This is a genomic window from Rhizobium sullae (genome assembly GCF_900169785.1).
Classification (GTDB): Bacteria; Pseudomonadota; Alphaproteobacteria; order Rhizobiales; family Rhizobiaceae; genus Rhizobium; species Rhizobium sullae.
In genome coordinates, this window is the sequence record NZ_FWER01000009.1 from 152,341 (window position 1) to 167,288 (window position 14,948).

Genomic DNA, 14,948 nt, shown 5'->3' on the forward strand with positions numbered 1-14,948 from the left:
GTCTAATCACGTCTTAGGCAGAAGCACCTTGTCAACGACATGGATAACGCCGTTCGCCTGCTTGACATCGGCGATCGTCACATGTGCCGTGCCTCCCATTTCATCGGTCAGCGTGATCTTGCCCATGCTCTCCTTGGCCTTCAGCACGCAGCCGCCCACCGTCTTGATGTCGTGTTCGCCGCCATCGTCCTTGATCATTTTGGCGACGGTCTTCGCCATCGCATCTGCAGCGACCACGTGACAGGTCAGCACCTTGACGAGCGCGGCCTTGTTTTCCGGCTTCAGAAGCGTCTCGACTGTGCCCTTCGGCAGGGCGGCGAAAGCCTCGTTGGTCGGTGCGAAGACCGTGAACGGGCCTTTGCCTTCGAGCGTGCCGACGAGCCCGCCAGCTTTAACCGCGGCGACTAGGGTGGTGTGGTCCTCCGAGTTGACTGCATTTTCGATGATGTTCTTCGTCGGGTACATCGGAGCGCCACCTACCATGGGGTTCTTGGCCTGCGCAGCGAAGGCGGTTGCGGATATGGCAGTGGCAAGCGCGATGTTGCGCAAAGCAGACTTCATCATGATCGTTCTCCTCACGTCCGGCGCCGGCTCGCGTGCGGAATGCCTCGGCCCGCCCGGACACCGAGATGTACGGGGCGATGCAGGAAGAGTTTCAGAGGAGACGATTTTGTCTAGCGGCGATGCGTGGTGCCGCTGGCGACAACTGGTCCCGTCGGCGCACCGGTCGTCGAGCCGCCAAAAGGCTCAAGGCTGACGGCGAGCGTCACGCCTTCGGCAATGTTGCCGCGCAGATCAGCGGGGATGATAAGCTCACCATTTTCACCCGGCTGGAAAATACCGAGCGACCTGGGAGCTCCGCTTCCGGGAACCAGCCAGAGCTCCAGCGATTTTTTCTCTGCGCCGCCGGCCGCGACAGGAACGAGGTGGAGGCGGCCGCTTTCGGCGTGGTAGGAGGCAAGCAGATTCACTTGGCTGTCGGCGGACGACAATTCAGCGACCAGCGACGACGAACCATTCGGCGGAACGACGCCGGAGGCGAAGATGATTGCGCCGATTGCGACGACCAGCGAGGCGAAGGTCAGCGAGCGCCAGAAGACAGCGGAATTCCAAAGGCCCCGCGAGAAGGACCGCGAAAGCTCCGGCTCGCCGAAAAGGCGCGCCTCGATCTGCTTGAAAGTTTCCCGGTCCGGGGTGGCGGCTACCTCATACTCATCGTTGAAAGCAGAGAGGTTCGTTTCCCAGCGGCTGACGATCGCGGCAAACTGGCGGTCCCTGCGCATGCGCTCCTCGACCACACGGCGATCCTGAAACGAAAGAACACCAAGCACGTACTCGCCGGCGAGCACTTCATCACGGGAGCGGCCTCCCTTGCTTTGATCCGGCGATGTCATCGCTCCATGCACTCTCTCAGCTTCAAAAGGCTGCGCCGCAGCCATGTCCGCATGGTGTTCAGCGGAACGCCAAACTGATCGGCAAGTTCCTGGTAGCTCAGTCCTTCGACATAGGCTCTCTTCACCGCCTGCGCCCGATCAGCTTCCAACTCTTCCATGCAGGTGTCAATCCGCCTTCCTTCATCGGACAGCACAGCCTGCTTTTCCGGGTCGAGGCCGGGATCGGGAAGATCGTATTCACTGTTCAACTCATCGGCGACAGGCTTTCGCGCCCGCATCGCATCGATCGCCTGGTTGCGGGCAATCGCTGCAAGCCAGGAAGACGGCGCGCCCTGAGTCGCGACGAAGGCGCCGGAGCGCTGCCAGATCTTTACATAGACCTCCTGCAGGGCCTCCTCGGCTTCAACGCGATCGTTCAGGATACGCAGGCATATGGAGAAAAGTTTCGGGCTCGTCTCCTTGTAGAGATCGGCAAAAGCCCTCCGGTCGGCCATGGCGATGCGGCCTATCAATTGCGCGATTTCATCGCTTGTCATGCCGCGGCCCATCTATCTTTGACACGATGCCAATAAAGGGCGACGGCTCAAATTGACAAGAGGCACAGCAACTAATGCGCCGGGCATTATTCCATCTGTCAAAAACTTGAGATAAAAGGCCGCGATCCATTCTGCGGGGTATGCCATGAACCAGTCCGAAAGCGAAACCCAAGCACGCCTTCTCGCACAGGCGCTGCCTTTCATGCAGCGTTACGAGAACAAGACGATCGTCGTCAAATACGGCGGCCATGCCATGGGCAATCCCGAACTCGGCAAGGCTTTCGCCAGCGACGTCGCGCTTTTGAAGCAGTCCGGCGTCAACCCGATCGTCGTCCATGGCGGCGGTCCGCAGATCGGCGCGATGCTGACGAGGATGGGCATCGAGTCGAAGTTCGAAGGCGGTCTTCGCGTCACCGATGCCAAGACCGTCGAGATCGTCGAGATGGTGCTTGCCGGCTCCATCAACAAGGAGATCGTGGCGCTCATCAACCAGACGGGCGAATGGGCGATTGGGCTTTGCGGCAAGGACGGCAATATGGTCTTTGCCGAAAAGGCGCAGAAAAAGGTCAAGGATCCGGATTCGAATATCGAGCGCGTGCTTGACCTCGGCTTCGTCGGCGAAGTGGTCGAAGTCGACCGCACGCTGCTCGACCTGCTCGCCCGCTCGGAGATGATCCCGGTCATCGCCCCGGTCGCCCCCGGCCGCGACGGCGCGACCTACAACATCAATGCCGACACTTTCGCGGGCGCTATCGCCGGGGCGCTGAACGCCACGCGCCTGCTCTTCCTGACGGACGTTCCCGGCGTGCTCGACAAACAGGGCAATCTGATCAAGGAACTCTCCGTTGCTCAGGCGCACGCGCTGATCGCCGACGGTACGATTTCCGGCGGCATGATTCCGAAGGTCGAAACCTGCATCGACGCGATCAAGGCCGGCGTCCAGGGCGTCGTCATCCTGAACGGCAAGACGGCCCATTCCGTGCTGCTCGAAATCTTCACCGAGCACGGCGCCGGAACGCTGATCGTTCCGTAATTCAAGCTTGGCCCGCGGCGGCGAAGACCGCCTCGGCTGCCTCCTTCAACTTCTCCATCATTGCGCGATAAGGCCCCGGCCCATAACTGACACGGCCGACACCGAGCGTTGCCAGCGTCTTCACATCCGGCACGCCTTGCCGCATCATGATGTTGACCGGCAGTGTAACCGCTTCACAGAGCCGGCGGATCAGGTCCCGGTTCGACAATCCCGGCGCAAAGAAGCCGCTGGCGCCAGCCTCAGCATAGGCGGCTGCTCGCTCGATTGCCTCGTCCACCAGCGGCACATGCCGGTCGGGATCGGAGAGTTTGAGGAACAGGTCGGTGCGGGCATTGATGAAGAACGGAATGCCTTTCGTCTCGGCCATCTCGCGGATGGCGCGAATGCGTGCGACCTGCTGATCGATCGGATGCAGCCCGCTACCGCCGACGACCTGGTCCTCGAAATTGATGCCGACGGCGCCTGCATCAATCAGCTTCGCGACGTTGGCGGCGCCTCCCGCTGGCTCGGTCGAATAGGCGCCCTCGAAATCCACGGAGAGGGGTAAGTCGTTGGCAGCAGTGATCGATTGCACTGTTGCGACAAGCGCCTCCAGCGGGATTTTTTCGCCGTCGGCATAACCTTGCGCCGCGGCAACCGACCAGCTGCCTGTCGCAAGCGCCTTGGCGCCTGCATCGCTGACTGCCTTCGCCGTACCGGCATCCCAGATGTTGTAGAGGACGACAGGATTGCCCTTCCGATGAAGTGCGCCGAACGCCTTCGCCTTTTCCACGTGATTCATTGAACTTCCTCCTCAAACAGCCCCTGGGGGCCTCATTTTTCCTTCGTGACGTAAAAGCCATTGCTTGCGCCAGAGCCCGCCGCCATATCCGGTCAGCGATCCGTCCGCGCCGACCACGCGATGGCAGGGGATGATGATGGCGAGCTGGTTTGCGCCGTTGGCCCGACCGACCGCGCGCATCATCTGCGGATTTTCCATTTCCCTTGCGAGATCACCATAGCAACGCGTTTCTCCGACAGGAATTTCCAGAAGCTTCGCCCAGACCGCCCGCTCGAAGGCCGTGCCGTTGCCGAACGCCAAGGGTGTCTGGAAATCTGCGGATCTGCGCTCGAAATAGGCCCGCAGCTCGGCATCGATCTGCTCGATCGCAGGCGTTCGCCCGGCGGCAACGGAGGAGTGCGTCTTGCGCTGCAGGTTTTCCAGTTCAGCCGGCAGCGCCTTCCGATCATGGAATTCCAGAAGATGCAGGTGCGTCTGATCAGCCACCGCGACCATCGGCCCGAGCGGCGTTTCGAACCAGTCGGCAAAGAGCAGTTCCCGGTTCTGTGACATGGCAGGCGCCTTGCCAATCAGTCGCTGAAACGCGGCGCGAAACCCGCTGCCCGACTCGTAACCGGCATCCAACTGGGCATCGATGACGCGGGCGCCGCCTGCGAGCTGTCTTGCCGCCTCCCCGAGGCGCCGATAGCGGGCGATGTCGAGGAAGGTCACGCCAAGCGATCGTTTGAATGCACGCCGCACGGTGGAAGGATCATAGCCCTTGCGGATCAAGTCGTCCTCGGTCCATCGCGCCGCCGGATCGCGGTCGAGCGCTTCCAGCAGTTCGCCGACGATCGGTTCCCTGCCCGTCTGTTCCAGCGGCTTACAGCGCTGGCAGGGCCGGAAACCGGACTGTATGCAAGTGGCGATGGAATCGTGGAAGAGCGTGTTCTCCCGCTTCGGCTTGCGGGCCGGACAGGTCAACCGACAGAAGACGCCGGTCGTCCTCACGCAGACATAGGCGAGCCCCTCATAATCGGAGCTGCGGGCGATCAGCGCATCATAGAGCGTATCGTCATTGGGGAGATCGAAAAGCATGAAAGCCTTTTATCATCCCTTCCCGTTGCCGTCCGTCGAAAATCGGGCGTCTATTTTTTGTTCGGCAATTTCCTTGGCCCGTGCCATAACGCCGCCATGACCAAGATAGATCGTACTCCGACCAAAGCCGATTTTGCGCATGTGACCGAATGGGTCTTCGACCTCGACAACACGCTTTATCCACATCACGTGAATCTCTTCGCGCAGATCGATAAGAACATGACGGCCTATGTTTCTGCCCTCCTCCAGATGGAGCGGGACGAGGCACGCAAGCTGCAGAAGCAATATTATCTCGATCATGGCACGACGCTGCAGGGTCTGATGATCCATCACGGCGTCGATCCGAACGACTTTCTGGAAAAGGCCCATGCCATCGACTATTCGGGCCTTACGGCTCAGCCGGAATTGGGCGCAGCGATCAAGGCACTTCCCGGCCGCAAGTTCATCTTCACCAACGGCAGCGTCAAGCATGCCGAAATGACCGCTGGTGCGCTCGGCATCCTCGAACATTTCGACGATATCTTCGACATCGTCGCGGCGGATTTCGTGCCGAAACCGGCGCATGTCACCTATGACAAGTTCATGGCGCTAAAACGCGTCGAAACCGGCAAGGCGGCCATGTTCGAGGATCTCCCGCGCAACCTTGTGGTTCCGAAGGCGCTCGGCATGCAGACTGTCTTGCTCGTGCCGAACAATCTCGAGGAAACCGTCGTCGAATGGTGGGAACAAACCAGCGGCGACGAGGATCATATCGATTTCGTCACCGACGATCTGGCTGGGTTTCTGGCAAATGTTGGGGACTAGGGTTACGAAAGTTTCACCGAGCTTACCCATGTTTGATTGGTCAAATTGACACATTGGCGCTACCTTTCGAGCGTGATCCCCAGCGAGATTGCGAACCCGAAAGGAAATACGATGTCTCGGAACACGCTGACACTGATCGCACTTTCCTCCGTCATGATCGTCGGTGCTGCAGCCGGCGCCAGTTTTGCCGCTCCTGGCGACAGGGCCCGCCAACCGTCGCGCCAGATGATGGGCGACGGTATGCGCGCTGAAGCAATGCGCGAGGTTGCCTTTGTGCGCATGTTGAAGCAGTTCGACACCAGCAAGGACGGCCGGATTTCCAAACAGGAAGCCCAGGACGGCATTGAGAAGGTCTTTGCCGCGATCGATGCAAATAACGACGGGTCGCTGACGCCGGGCGAGATCCGCAAGTACCATGAAGCCCAAATGGAGGACCGCAGGGCACGGGATGACCAAATGGGCGCCAATGACGACAGCGTGCCCAACGCTCCGCGGACGGCCGACAACGGCGACCAGCCGAAGATTCCGAAGCGCGCCGACCGTGATCGAGGCGACGGCGATCGCGGCCGCGGCGATCAGCGCTGGGGGATGCGCGACGGTGGCAGGATGATGTTCACGTCTATGATGCGCCGCGTGGACGCGGACGAGAACGGCCAGATTTCCAAGCAGGAGGCCGAGGCTGCCTTCGACATGTTCTTCATTCGCATGGATCGCAGCAAGGACGGCGTGATCTCGATCGACGACATGCCGGATCGACCGCTCCTGTAAGCTGGAATTTATCGAAACCGATGCCCGTCGCAATTCGCGGCGGGTTCTTTATGACTCATGCTCGTAAAAATCCTGGATGATCTTCCAGGCAGCATCCGCCGAATCGACGAAGCTGATCAGCTTCACGTCGTCAGGCGCGATCGTGCCGAATTCGGCAAGTGCCTCGAAATTGACGATGCGGCGCCAGAACTTCTCGCCGAAGAGAATGAGCGGCATCTTTTCCATGCGTCCCGTCTGGATCAGCGTCAGGCATTCGAAGAATTCGTCGAGGGTTCCGAACCCTCCCGGAAATACCGCGATCGCTTTCGCCCGCACCATGAAATGCATCTTGCGGATCGCGAAATAATGGAAATTGAAGCTGAGCTCCGGCGTCACATAGGCGTTTGGGGCCTGCTCGTGCGGCAGCACGATATTGAGGCCGATCGAGGGGGCGCCTTCATCGGCCGCTCCGCGGTTTCCCGCTTCCATGACGCCCGGACCGCCGCCCGTGACGATCACATACTCATGGAAATCGAAGCCGGCGGAATATTTTGAGCATAGCCGGGCGAATTTGCGTGCCTCGTCATAGTAGATGGAGGCTGCCTCCAGATTCGCACGCTGGATGTCGTTGCGGGCTGCCCATGCGCTCTGGCCAGGGGCGGGAATACGCGCGCCGCCGAACAAGACCACGGTGGATTTGATGCCGCGCTCCGTCAGCATCATCTCGACTTTGAGGAGTTCCAGTTGGAGACGGATCGGCCGCAATTCCTCGCGGCAGAGAAAGTCGTCGTCGGCATAGGCGAGGCGATAGGAAGGAGAAAGCGTTTGCGGCGTCTTCGGCACGGCCAGTGCGCGATGCCTGTCGATCTCGCTCGACTTCAGCGGAGCCCAGACTCCATCCTTGCGCCTGGGCTTGCCATTCTTTCCCTTCACCATTTCAAAATGCCCTTCAAGAAAGCCGGCAATACTTGCCGGGTATGTCTATAACGCCTTGAATCCAGAAACGATCTCGTTCGAAAAATCATTCCATTTTAGCCGCTCATGCGATAGAGCAGATCGCATCCCGCCGATCACAATTCCCGGAGACTTCTCAGTCTCAGGATAAAGTTCGAAGTTTAAGGAATTCTCATGAGCGCCACCAACCTCGCATCCCTCGAAAAGACCATCGAAGCGGCCTTCGACAACCGCGAAAACGTGAACGCGTCAACGAAAGGCGAAGTTCGCGAAGCTGTCGAGGCAGCGCTCGAACTCCTCGACGGTGGCAAGGTTCGCGTCGCCGAGCGCGGCGCCGATGGCATCTGGACGATCAATCAGTGGCTCAAGAAAGCCGTCCTGCTTTCCTTCCGCCTGAACGACATGGAAGTCGTCAAGGGCGGTTCCGGCAATTCCACCTGGTGGGACAAGGTGCCCTCCAAGTTCGAAGGCTGGGGCGAGAACCAGTACCGTGCCGCGGGCTTCCGCGCCGTTCCGAACTGCGTCGTCCGCCGCTCGGCCCACATCGCCAAGAACGTCGTGCTGATGCCCTCCTTCGTCAATCTCGGTGCCTATGTCGATGAAGGCACGATGGTCGATACCTGGGCCACCGTCGGTTCCTGCGCGCAGATCGGCAAACATGTGCATCTATCCGGTGGCGTCGGCATCGGCGGCGTGCTGGAGCCGATGCAGGCCGGCCCGACGATCATCGAAGACAACTGCTTCATCGGCGCCCGCTCGGAGGTCGTCGAAGGCTGCATCATCCGCGAAGGCTCGGTGCTCGGCATGGGCGTCTTTATCGGCAAGTCGACCAAGATCGTCGATCGCACCACCGGGGAAGTCATGTACGGCGAAGTGCCGCCCTATTCCGTCGTCGTTGCGGGTTCCATGCCGAGTGTCAACAAGACCATGGCAAACGGCCAGCCTGCGCCGCATCTCTATTGCGCCGTGATCGTCAAGCGCGTCGACGAACGGACCCGCTCGAAGACCGGCATCAATGAATTGCTGCGCGACTAAGCTTTCAGTGACAGCCGGATTCCGATCCGGTAAACAGACGGCGTTCTTTTTTCAGCGAGGCGGTTCGCCGCCTTGCCATGTCTTTGCCATTCCCGCCGGATAATTCGACCCTCATGACCGCCACCGATCCCGTCGCCAATCTTCAGACGCTCATCCGCTGCCCCTCCGTGACGCCTGCCGAAGGCGGCGCGCTTTCTGCGCTCGACACCATGCTCTCGCCTCTGGGTTTTACGGTAGACAAGGTGAAAGCGACGGAAGCCGGCACGCCCGACATCGAAAACCTTTACGCGCGACTGGGCGGTGATGGCCCGAATCTGATGTTCGCGGGACACACGGACGTCGTCCCGGTTGGCGACGAAGCCGCATGGACGCATCCGCCCTTCGCCGCCGAGATTGCTGGCGGCGAGCTCTTCGGCCGTGGCGCGGTCGACATGAAGGGTGGGATCGCCTGCTTCGTGGCAGCCGTTTCCCGGTACGTCGAAAAACATGGAAATCCAAAGGGCTCGATCTCCTTCCTGATCACCGGCGATGAAGAAGGCCCGGCGATCAACGGCACGATCAAACTCCTGCAATGGGCGACAGAACGCGGCGAGCGCTGGGATGCCTGCCTCGTCGGCGAGCCAACCAATCCGGATGCCCTCGGCGACATGATCAAGATCGGCCGCCGAGGTTCACTCTCCGGCAAGATCACGGTGCACGGCGTTCAGGGCCACGCCGCCTATCCGCACCTCGCAGACAATCCGGTACGCGGCATGCTGCAGCTCACCAGCGCATTGATGGATCCCCCCTTCGACAAAGGAACGGAGAACTTCCAACCGTCGAATCTCGAAGTGACGACCATTGATGTGGGCAATCCGGCCACCAATGTCATTCCGGCGAAGGCAACGGCGAGCTTCAACGTCCGCTTCAACGACACCTGGACGGTTGACACGTTACAGGTGGAAATCCTCCGTCGTCTTGACGTCGCTGCCAAGGACGGCGTGTTGCGCCCCGGCCGTGAGCCGGTAAGATATGACATCGTCTGGGCCGACCGGCCGAGCCATGTCTTCCTCACCCACAACAACGCACTGATTGCATCCCTCTCCTCCGCCGTGGAAAGCATTGCCGGCAAGGCACCGAAGCTTTCGACCACCGGCGGCACGTCGGACGCGCGTTTCATCAAGGATTATTGCCCGGTCGTCGAATTCGGGCTCGTCGGGCAGACCATGCACATGGTCGATGAACGCGTTACCGTTTCCGATCTCGAAACGCTGACGCAGATCTATGAAGCCTTTATCGAGCGCTGGTTTGTGAATGCCGGGGCTTAGAGAGGTTCAATACTATCTGTCGGGTTTGTGGCTGCTGATCCGTATGGATACGCGCGGCTTCCGGTTTCTCGACATGTCGGACCGGGGCGTCAACCGCTCTTTCTGGGCGATGGCCTGGTGCCTGCCGCCGATGGGTATTTCGTGGCTCTGGTGGCGTCAGGCTTTCCTGCAGTCGATGCCGCCGCATGTCGACGTCGGCCTGCCCTTCTATTTCCGCTTGGGTCTGGTCGAAATCGCCAACTGGTTCGTGCCGCTGGTCTTTGCTGGACTGTTGCTGTTTGCCTTCCGCATGGGTGATCGCTTTGCCGCCGTGGTCGTCAGCGTCAACTGGCTGGGCGTGCCGCTTTCCTACATCAACGGTCTGCTGCTGGCGCTGGTCTTCTTCATTCCCGGCGCCATCAGCGTCGTGTCGGTCCTGCTCTTGGTCTTCATGATGGCGCAGGTCTTCATGCTTGCAAGGATTTTGCGGATGATCTTCCACGGCCACGGGCTGATGGTCGGGGCGCTGACGCTGGCTCTGCTGGTGCCGACCATGATCTTCGCTGAATATCTCCAGCGCTTCCTTGGCATTTATCCGGTCTAGGTCAACGATCTCGCGTAGGCCAGGTCATGACAGATCGTCATCACCATTTTCTTCCGTCCGCTTGCGCCGGTCGATGATCACCGCCGGATAATCGACCTGCATGAAATAAAGCCCCTCCGGCGGGGCGACCGGACCGCAGGCCTTGCGGTCCCGTGCTTCGAGCGCGGTACGCACATCCTCCGGCGTCCACTTGCCTTCTCCCGCGAGCTTCAGCGTTCCGGCGAAGGAGCGGATCTGGTTGTGCAGGAAGCTCTGCGCCGTTGCGCGGATTTCGATGAGTTCGCCGTTCCGCGTCACGTCGAGCCGGTCGAGCGTGCGGACCGGGCTGTTTGCCTGGCAGTGCGCGGAGCGGAAGGTGGAAAAATCATGCTTGCCGACCAGGATCTGGGCGGCCGCGTGCATCACCTCATGATCGAGCGCCTTTGGCACCCACCAGGCCTTGCCCGCTTCGAGCGCCAGCGGCGCGCGGCGGCTGACGATGCGGTAGAGATAATGCCGCCGGAGCGCCGAGAAGCGCGCGTCGAAGAATTCGCTCGCCACCGTCACGTCGAGGATCGAGACGGCCTCGCCGGCAAGCTTCAGATGGGCGTTCAGCGCATTCTGCAACTTGAAGGGCGACCATTCCTTCGCGAGATCGGCGTGGATCACCTGCCCCATCGCATGCACGCCGGAATCCGTGCGACCCGCACCGCGGATCGACACCGTCTCGCCGCTCGCCGACAGGATCGCCTTCTCGATCGCCCCCTGTGCCGACGGCCCGTTTTCCTGCCGTTGCCAGCCGACATAGGCGCGGCCGTCATATTCGACCGTCATGCGGTAGCGCGGCATCAGGAAAGCCTCGTGCCCATAGCAAGCGGCGTCCCGCGCAGGAAATCGGCGGCGGCGAGCGGCTTGCCGCCGGCCTTCTGCAGCTTCGTCAGCCGTACCGCGCCGGAACCGCAGGCAACCACCAGATCGTCCGTCAGCACCTCTCCGGGGTTCCCCTGCCCTTCGGCAGGCATCGAACCCAACACCTTCACCCGCTCCGGCTTGCCGCCGATCCCTATCTCGAACCAGGCACCCGGAAATGGCGACAGTCCGCGGATATGATTGTGAACGTCCTTTGCATCCCTGCCGAAGTCGATCCGCGTCTCGCCCTTGTCGATCTTCGCGGCATAGAGGACTCCCTCTTCCGGCTGCGGCGTCAGCGGCAGGTCGCCCATTTCGAGCTTGACCATCGCTTCAGCGATGGCCTTGGCGCCGACGTACATCAGCTTGTCATGCAGTTCACCGGCCGTCATGTTCGGTCCGATCTCGACTTCGCGGGTCAACGCGACGGGGCCGGTATCGAGCCCCTTGTCCATCTTCATTACCATCATGCCGGTCTTTTCGTCGCCTGCCATGATCGCTCTCTGGATGGGTGCTGCGCCGCGCCAGCGCGGCAGCAGCGAGGCATGGCCATTGTAGCAGCCGTTGCGCGTTCCGTTCAAAATCGCCTCCGGCAGCAGCAGCCCATAGGCGACGACAACCGCCACATCCGCATTGAGCGCCCGGAAGCGCTCCCGTTCTTCCGGCTCCTTGAAATTGACCGGTGTGAAGACCGACAGGCCGAGCAGTTCGGCGGCCTGATGCACCGGCGACTTCTGCAGGTCGAGACCGCGCCGTCCGCCCGGCCGCGGCGGCTGCGTATAGACCGCAACGATCTGATGCCCCGCATCCGCCAGCTTGCGCAGGGTCAGGACCGAGAACTCCGGCGTTCCCATGAAAATGATGCGAAGCGACATTCTATCCCGCCAAGTTTTAGGGCCGCCCGCCGCCCTGTCTAAATCGCCTTCGACTTCGCCGCCTTTGTGAACTTCTTGATCACCATTTCGCGCTTCAGCCGCGAGATATGATCGATGAAGAGTACGCCGTTCAAATGGTCGATCTCATGCTGTAGGCAAGTGGCGAGAAGGCCATCGGCCTCCACCATCTGCTCCTTGCCGTCGCGATCGAGGTATTTGACCGTCACAGCCGCCGGACGCTCGACCTCGGCATAATAGTCCGGGATGGAAAGGCAGCCTTCTTCATAGACAGATCGCTCACCCGAAGACTTGAGGATCTCCGGATTGATGAAGACCTGCGGCTGATTTTCCTCGCCCTCGCGCGAAACGTCGATCACCAGCATACGGCGCGGCACGCCGACCTGAATTGCAGCCAGACCGATGCCCGGCGCGTCATACATCGTTTCCAGCATATCGTCGGCAAGACGCTTGAGATCGGCATCGACCCGCTCGATCGGCTTGGAAACCTGGCGGAGGACGGGATCTGGAAGAATGATAAGTGGCTTGATGGTCATGGCGTTCCCATAACCTATCTTTTCCGGCTAGGGAATTATCCTGAAACCCCTGAAGGCGCTTTTTTGCGCCGCCTTTCCGAATTTGCCGCATTCGGTTAGGCTGCGCGGCATTCTGGAAATTGCGCCGTGGATTTGTTCACGTTTTGATCTAGCCATTGCCGCCGAGTTTGTTATTGTGCGCGAATGAACAACGCTACCGACTCGCTGACGATTTCGCTCGCAGGGCTCAGCCCCGTCATCCTTGCTCTTGCCGGCGGCGCTATTGCGGTTGTTGTCGTGGTGCTCGTGTTTCTGCTGTTCAGGAACGGCAATCTCCGCCGCGAGCAGAATGAGGAGGCAGCGATCCGGGCCGCGGAAGCCGATGCCCGGATGTCCGAGCTTCTGAAGGTCCAAGCCGAGATGAAGGGACGCATCTCGACGATGGCTGAGGTCTTCGGCACACGTCAGGCCGAACTCAACCAAGCAATCGGTCAGCGCCTCGACGGCATGTCGCAACGCGTTAACACGACAATCAGCGAACAGACGAAATCGACGCACGAGAACCTTCAGCGACTGCAGGAACGGCTTGCCGTCATCGATGCGGCTCAGAACAACATCCAGACACTAGCGAAAGACGTCGTCGGGCTTCAGGCTATCCTCTCCAACAAGCAAACGCGCGGCGCCTTCGGCCAGTCCCGCATGGAGACAATCGTCGCCGACGGCCTGCCGATGGGTGCCTATGCTTTCCAGCAAACGCTTTCAAACGGCTCGCGGCCGGACTGCACCGTGCGCATGCCGAACAGTGCACCGCCCCTGGTCATCGATGCCAAATTTCCTCTCGAAGCATGGAATGCCATTCGCGACGCGGGCAATCCGGACGCCACCAAACTTGCCTCGCAACAATTCCGCCGCGACATGGAAATCCATATCCGCGATATCTCGGAGAAGTATCTTATCCAAGGTGAGACGCAGGAGACGGCATTTCTCTTCGTTCCTTCGGAATCGATCTTCGCTGAAATCCACGAGAATTTCGAGCCGATCGTCCAGAAAGCGCATCGTTCCCGCATCGTCATCGTTTCGCCTTCGCTGCTGATGCTGTCGATCCAGGTCATCCAGGCCGTTTTGAAGGATCAGCGCATGCAGGCGCAAGCGCACGTCATCCAGGGTGAGGTAGCAATCCTGATGGATGATCTCGGGCGGCTTGATGAGCGCGTTCGCAAACTGCAGACTCATTTTTCCCAGGCACAGCGGGATATTGATCAGATCATCACATCCACTGACAAGCTCTCCAAACGCGGCGCAAAAATCGAAGCGCTGGAATTCGAGGGCGGAGGAGCACTCAAGGAGGAACGTGAAAGCGGACCTCCGGCAAAGTCGGTCGAGAGCCGCACCGGGCTTCTTAAACTCCGGGTGGTTGACGAAGAGTGAGCCCATCGGGCAGTGTCCGTCCGCATAAGAAGCATGATGGGAAACCCTTTATGATCACAGTTTTCGGCTCCATTAACATGGACCTCATCGCCACGACCGATCGCCTGCCGAAGCCCGGCGAAACGGTGGCCGGCAACGGCTTTGCAACGGCGGCCGGCGGCAAGGGAGCCAACCAGGCATTGGCCGCGCGACGTGCCGGCCGAGTGGTCCATATGGTGGGCGCAGTCGGCAAGGATGAATTCGCTGCTCCGGCCCTTGCGCTTCTCGATCAGGCAGGCACCCGCCTTGCGGGCGTCAAGCATGTCGAAGGGCCGACCGGAACAGCGCTGATTCTTGTTGGTGGAGACGGCGAGAACATGATCGCCGTCGTGCCGGGCGCAAACGGGACTATCACGGCTGGGGACGCCGATGCGGCAATCGGCGCCATGAGCAAGGGCGATGTCCTGATGCTGCAGTTCGAAGTGCCGGCGCCGGCGGTTGAGCGTGCGCTAACCGCAGCCAAGGTCAAGGGCGTCACGACCGTCCTCAATCTCGCCCCGCTTATTGCGGACGCCCCACGGCTCGGGCGTCTCGCCGATATCGTCATTGCCAACGAGACGGAGTTCGAGCGGCTTGCCGGCCAGGACAACATGAGCACAGCTGACCGCGAAACGGCGTTAAGGCGCCTGCACGAAGAGACCGGACAGACATTGATCGTGACGCTCGGCGCAGACGGCGTGATCGCAATCCGGGATGGTGTCGTTACACGAGCGAAGGGACTGAAAATCGAGCCGGTGGATACCGTCGGCGCTGGCGATACGTTCTGCGGCTACTTTGCCGCAAGCCTCGATGAAGGCCTCGACTTCGAGGCTTCGCTGCGCCGGGCCGCCATCGCCGGCTCGCTGGCCTGCCTCAAGGCCGGAGCACAGCCATCCATTCCCTTGTCCGCCGAAGTCGCAAACAAGATATAGTCTTATCGATTTTGACCGAACGC

17 protein-coding genes are annotated in these 14,948 nt (G+C 60.5%); 8 read left to right on the forward strand and 9 right to left on the reverse strand.

From position 1 onward, the window contains the following. Positions 1-6 precede the first annotated feature (6 nt). From BN1800_RS10180 to BN1800_RS10190, 3 genes are all read right to left on the reverse strand, one after another. Complete coding sequence (locus BN1800_RS10180; protein ID WP_086996984.1) at positions 7-564, reverse strand: fasciclin domain-containing protein; 558 nt, start codon at positions 562-564, stop codon at positions 7-9. A gap of 110 nt (positions 565-674) precedes the next feature. Then, positions 675-1,394 carry an anti-sigma factor gene (locus BN1800_RS10185; RefSeq protein ID WP_086996986.1) on the reverse strand — a complete coding sequence of 240 codons (720 nt, stop codon included), beginning with the start codon at positions 1,392-1,394 and terminating at the stop codon, positions 675-677. Then, a complete protein-coding gene (locus tag BN1800_RS10190; RefSeq protein WP_027510775.1) occupies positions 1,391-1,930 on the reverse strand; it encodes a sigma-70 family RNA polymerase sigma factor in 540 nt (179 codons plus the stop codon). Before BN1800_RS10190 ends, BN1800_RS10185 begins: the two co-directional genes overlap by 4 nt. A 145-nt stretch (positions 1,931-2,075) precedes the next feature. Between BN1800_RS10190 and argB the strand changes: the two genes are divergently transcribed. Then, a complete protein-coding gene (gene argB / locus BN1800_RS10195; protein ID WP_027510776.1) occupies positions 2,076-2,963 on the forward strand; it encodes an acetylglutamate kinase in 888 nt (295 codons plus the stop codon). Position 2,964: 1 nt separating this feature from the next. On the opposite strand, the gene BN1800_RS10200 is transcribed toward argB, so the two are convergent. Both BN1800_RS10200 and BN1800_RS10205 read right to left on the reverse strand, forming a co-directional pair. Next, on the reverse strand, positions 2,965-3,744 hold the full coding sequence (locus BN1800_RS10200; RefSeq protein ID WP_086996988.1) for an isocitrate lyase/PEP mutase family protein: 780 nt from the start codon (positions 3,742-3,744) through the stop codon (positions 2,965-2,967). A gap of 12 nt (positions 3,745-3,756) precedes the next feature. After that, the gene (locus BN1800_RS10205) at positions 3,757-4,821 is read right to left on the reverse strand and encodes a bifunctional transcriptional activator/DNA repair enzyme AdaA (RefSeq protein ID WP_086996991.1); all 1,065 of its coding nucleotides are present in this window, start codon (positions 4,819-4,821) and stop codon (positions 3,757-3,759) included. A 96-nt stretch (positions 4,822-4,917) separates the two neighbouring features. On the opposite strand from BN1800_RS10205, the gene BN1800_RS10210 reads away from it, so the two are divergent. Together BN1800_RS10210 and BN1800_RS10215 are read left to right on the forward strand one after the other, a co-directional pair. Then, on the forward strand, positions 4,918-5,625 hold the full coding sequence (locus BN1800_RS10210; protein WP_086997227.1) for a pyrimidine 5'-nucleotidase: 708 nt from the start codon (positions 4,918-4,920) through the stop codon (positions 5,623-5,625). 111 nt (positions 5,626-5,736) lie between these two features. After that, positions 5,737-6,393 (forward strand): EF-hand domain-containing protein, encoded by a 657-nt coding sequence (locus BN1800_RS10215; protein WP_086996994.1) that lies wholly within the window; start codon positions 5,737-5,739, stop codon positions 6,391-6,393. 48 nt (positions 6,394-6,441) lie between these two features. On the opposite strand, the gene BN1800_RS10220 is transcribed toward BN1800_RS10215, so the two are convergent. Continuing rightward, on the reverse strand, positions 6,442-7,308 hold the full coding sequence (locus BN1800_RS10220; RefSeq protein ID WP_086996997.1) for an LOG family protein: 867 nt from the start codon (positions 7,306-7,308) through the stop codon (positions 6,442-6,444). A 192-nt stretch (positions 7,309-7,500) separates the two neighbouring features. On the opposite strand from BN1800_RS10220, the gene dapD reads away from it, so the two are divergent. The 3 genes from dapD to BN1800_RS10235 all read left to right on the forward strand — a co-directional run bounded on the left by dapD (position 7,501) and on the right by BN1800_RS10235 (position 10,251). Next, positions 7,501-8,361, forward strand: coding sequence for a 2,3,4,5-tetrahydropyridine-2,6-dicarboxylate N-succinyltransferase (gene dapD / locus BN1800_RS10225; RefSeq protein WP_027510782.1), 861 nt, complete (start codon positions 7,501-7,503; stop codon positions 8,359-8,361). A gap of 113 nt (positions 8,362-8,474) precedes the next feature. Then, positions 8,475-9,668, forward strand: coding sequence for a succinyl-diaminopimelate desuccinylase (gene dapE, locus BN1800_RS10230; protein WP_086997000.1), 1,194 nt, complete (start codon positions 8,475-8,477; stop codon positions 9,666-9,668). Then, entirely contained in the window at positions 9,655-10,251 is a 597-nt protein-coding gene (locus BN1800_RS10235; protein ID WP_027510784.1) for a hypothetical protein, read from the forward strand. The genes dapE and BN1800_RS10235 overlap by 14 nt, the downstream gene beginning before the upstream one ends. Positions 10,252-10,275: 24 nt before the next feature. Here the strand turns inward: BN1800_RS10235 and truA are convergent, their stop codons facing one another. The 3 genes from truA to def are packed head-to-tail and all read right to left on the reverse strand — an operon-like array spanning position 10,276 to position 12,568. Then, on the reverse strand, positions 10,276-11,079 hold the full coding sequence (truA, locus tag BN1800_RS10240; RefSeq protein WP_086997003.1) for a tRNA pseudouridine(38-40) synthase TruA: 804 nt from the start codon (positions 11,077-11,079) through the stop codon (positions 10,276-10,278). After that, a complete protein-coding gene (gene fmt / locus BN1800_RS10245; RefSeq protein ID WP_086997006.1) occupies positions 11,079-12,014 on the reverse strand; it encodes a methionyl-tRNA formyltransferase in 936 nt (311 codons plus the stop codon). Before fmt ends, truA begins: the two co-directional genes overlap by 1 nt. Positions 12,015-12,052: 38 nt before the next feature. After that, positions 12,053-12,568, reverse strand: coding sequence for a peptide deformylase (gene def, locus BN1800_RS10250; protein ID WP_086997009.1), 516 nt, complete (start codon positions 12,566-12,568; stop codon positions 12,053-12,055). A 183-nt stretch (positions 12,569-12,751) separates the two neighbouring features. Between def and BN1800_RS10255 the strand changes: the two genes are divergently transcribed. Both BN1800_RS10255 and BN1800_RS10260 read left to right on the forward strand, forming a co-directional pair. Further along, positions 12,752-13,975: a DNA recombination protein RmuC gene (locus BN1800_RS10255; protein ID WP_086997012.1), complete on the forward strand. Its 1,224-nt coding sequence runs from the start codon at positions 12,752-12,754 to the stop codon at positions 13,973-13,975. A 50-nt stretch (positions 13,976-14,025) separates the two neighbouring features. Continuing rightward, complete coding sequence (locus BN1800_RS10260) at positions 14,026-14,925, forward strand: ribokinase (protein ID WP_086997015.1); 900 nt, start codon at positions 14,026-14,028, stop codon at positions 14,923-14,925. The last annotated feature ends 23 nt before the right edge of the window (positions 14,926-14,948 follow it).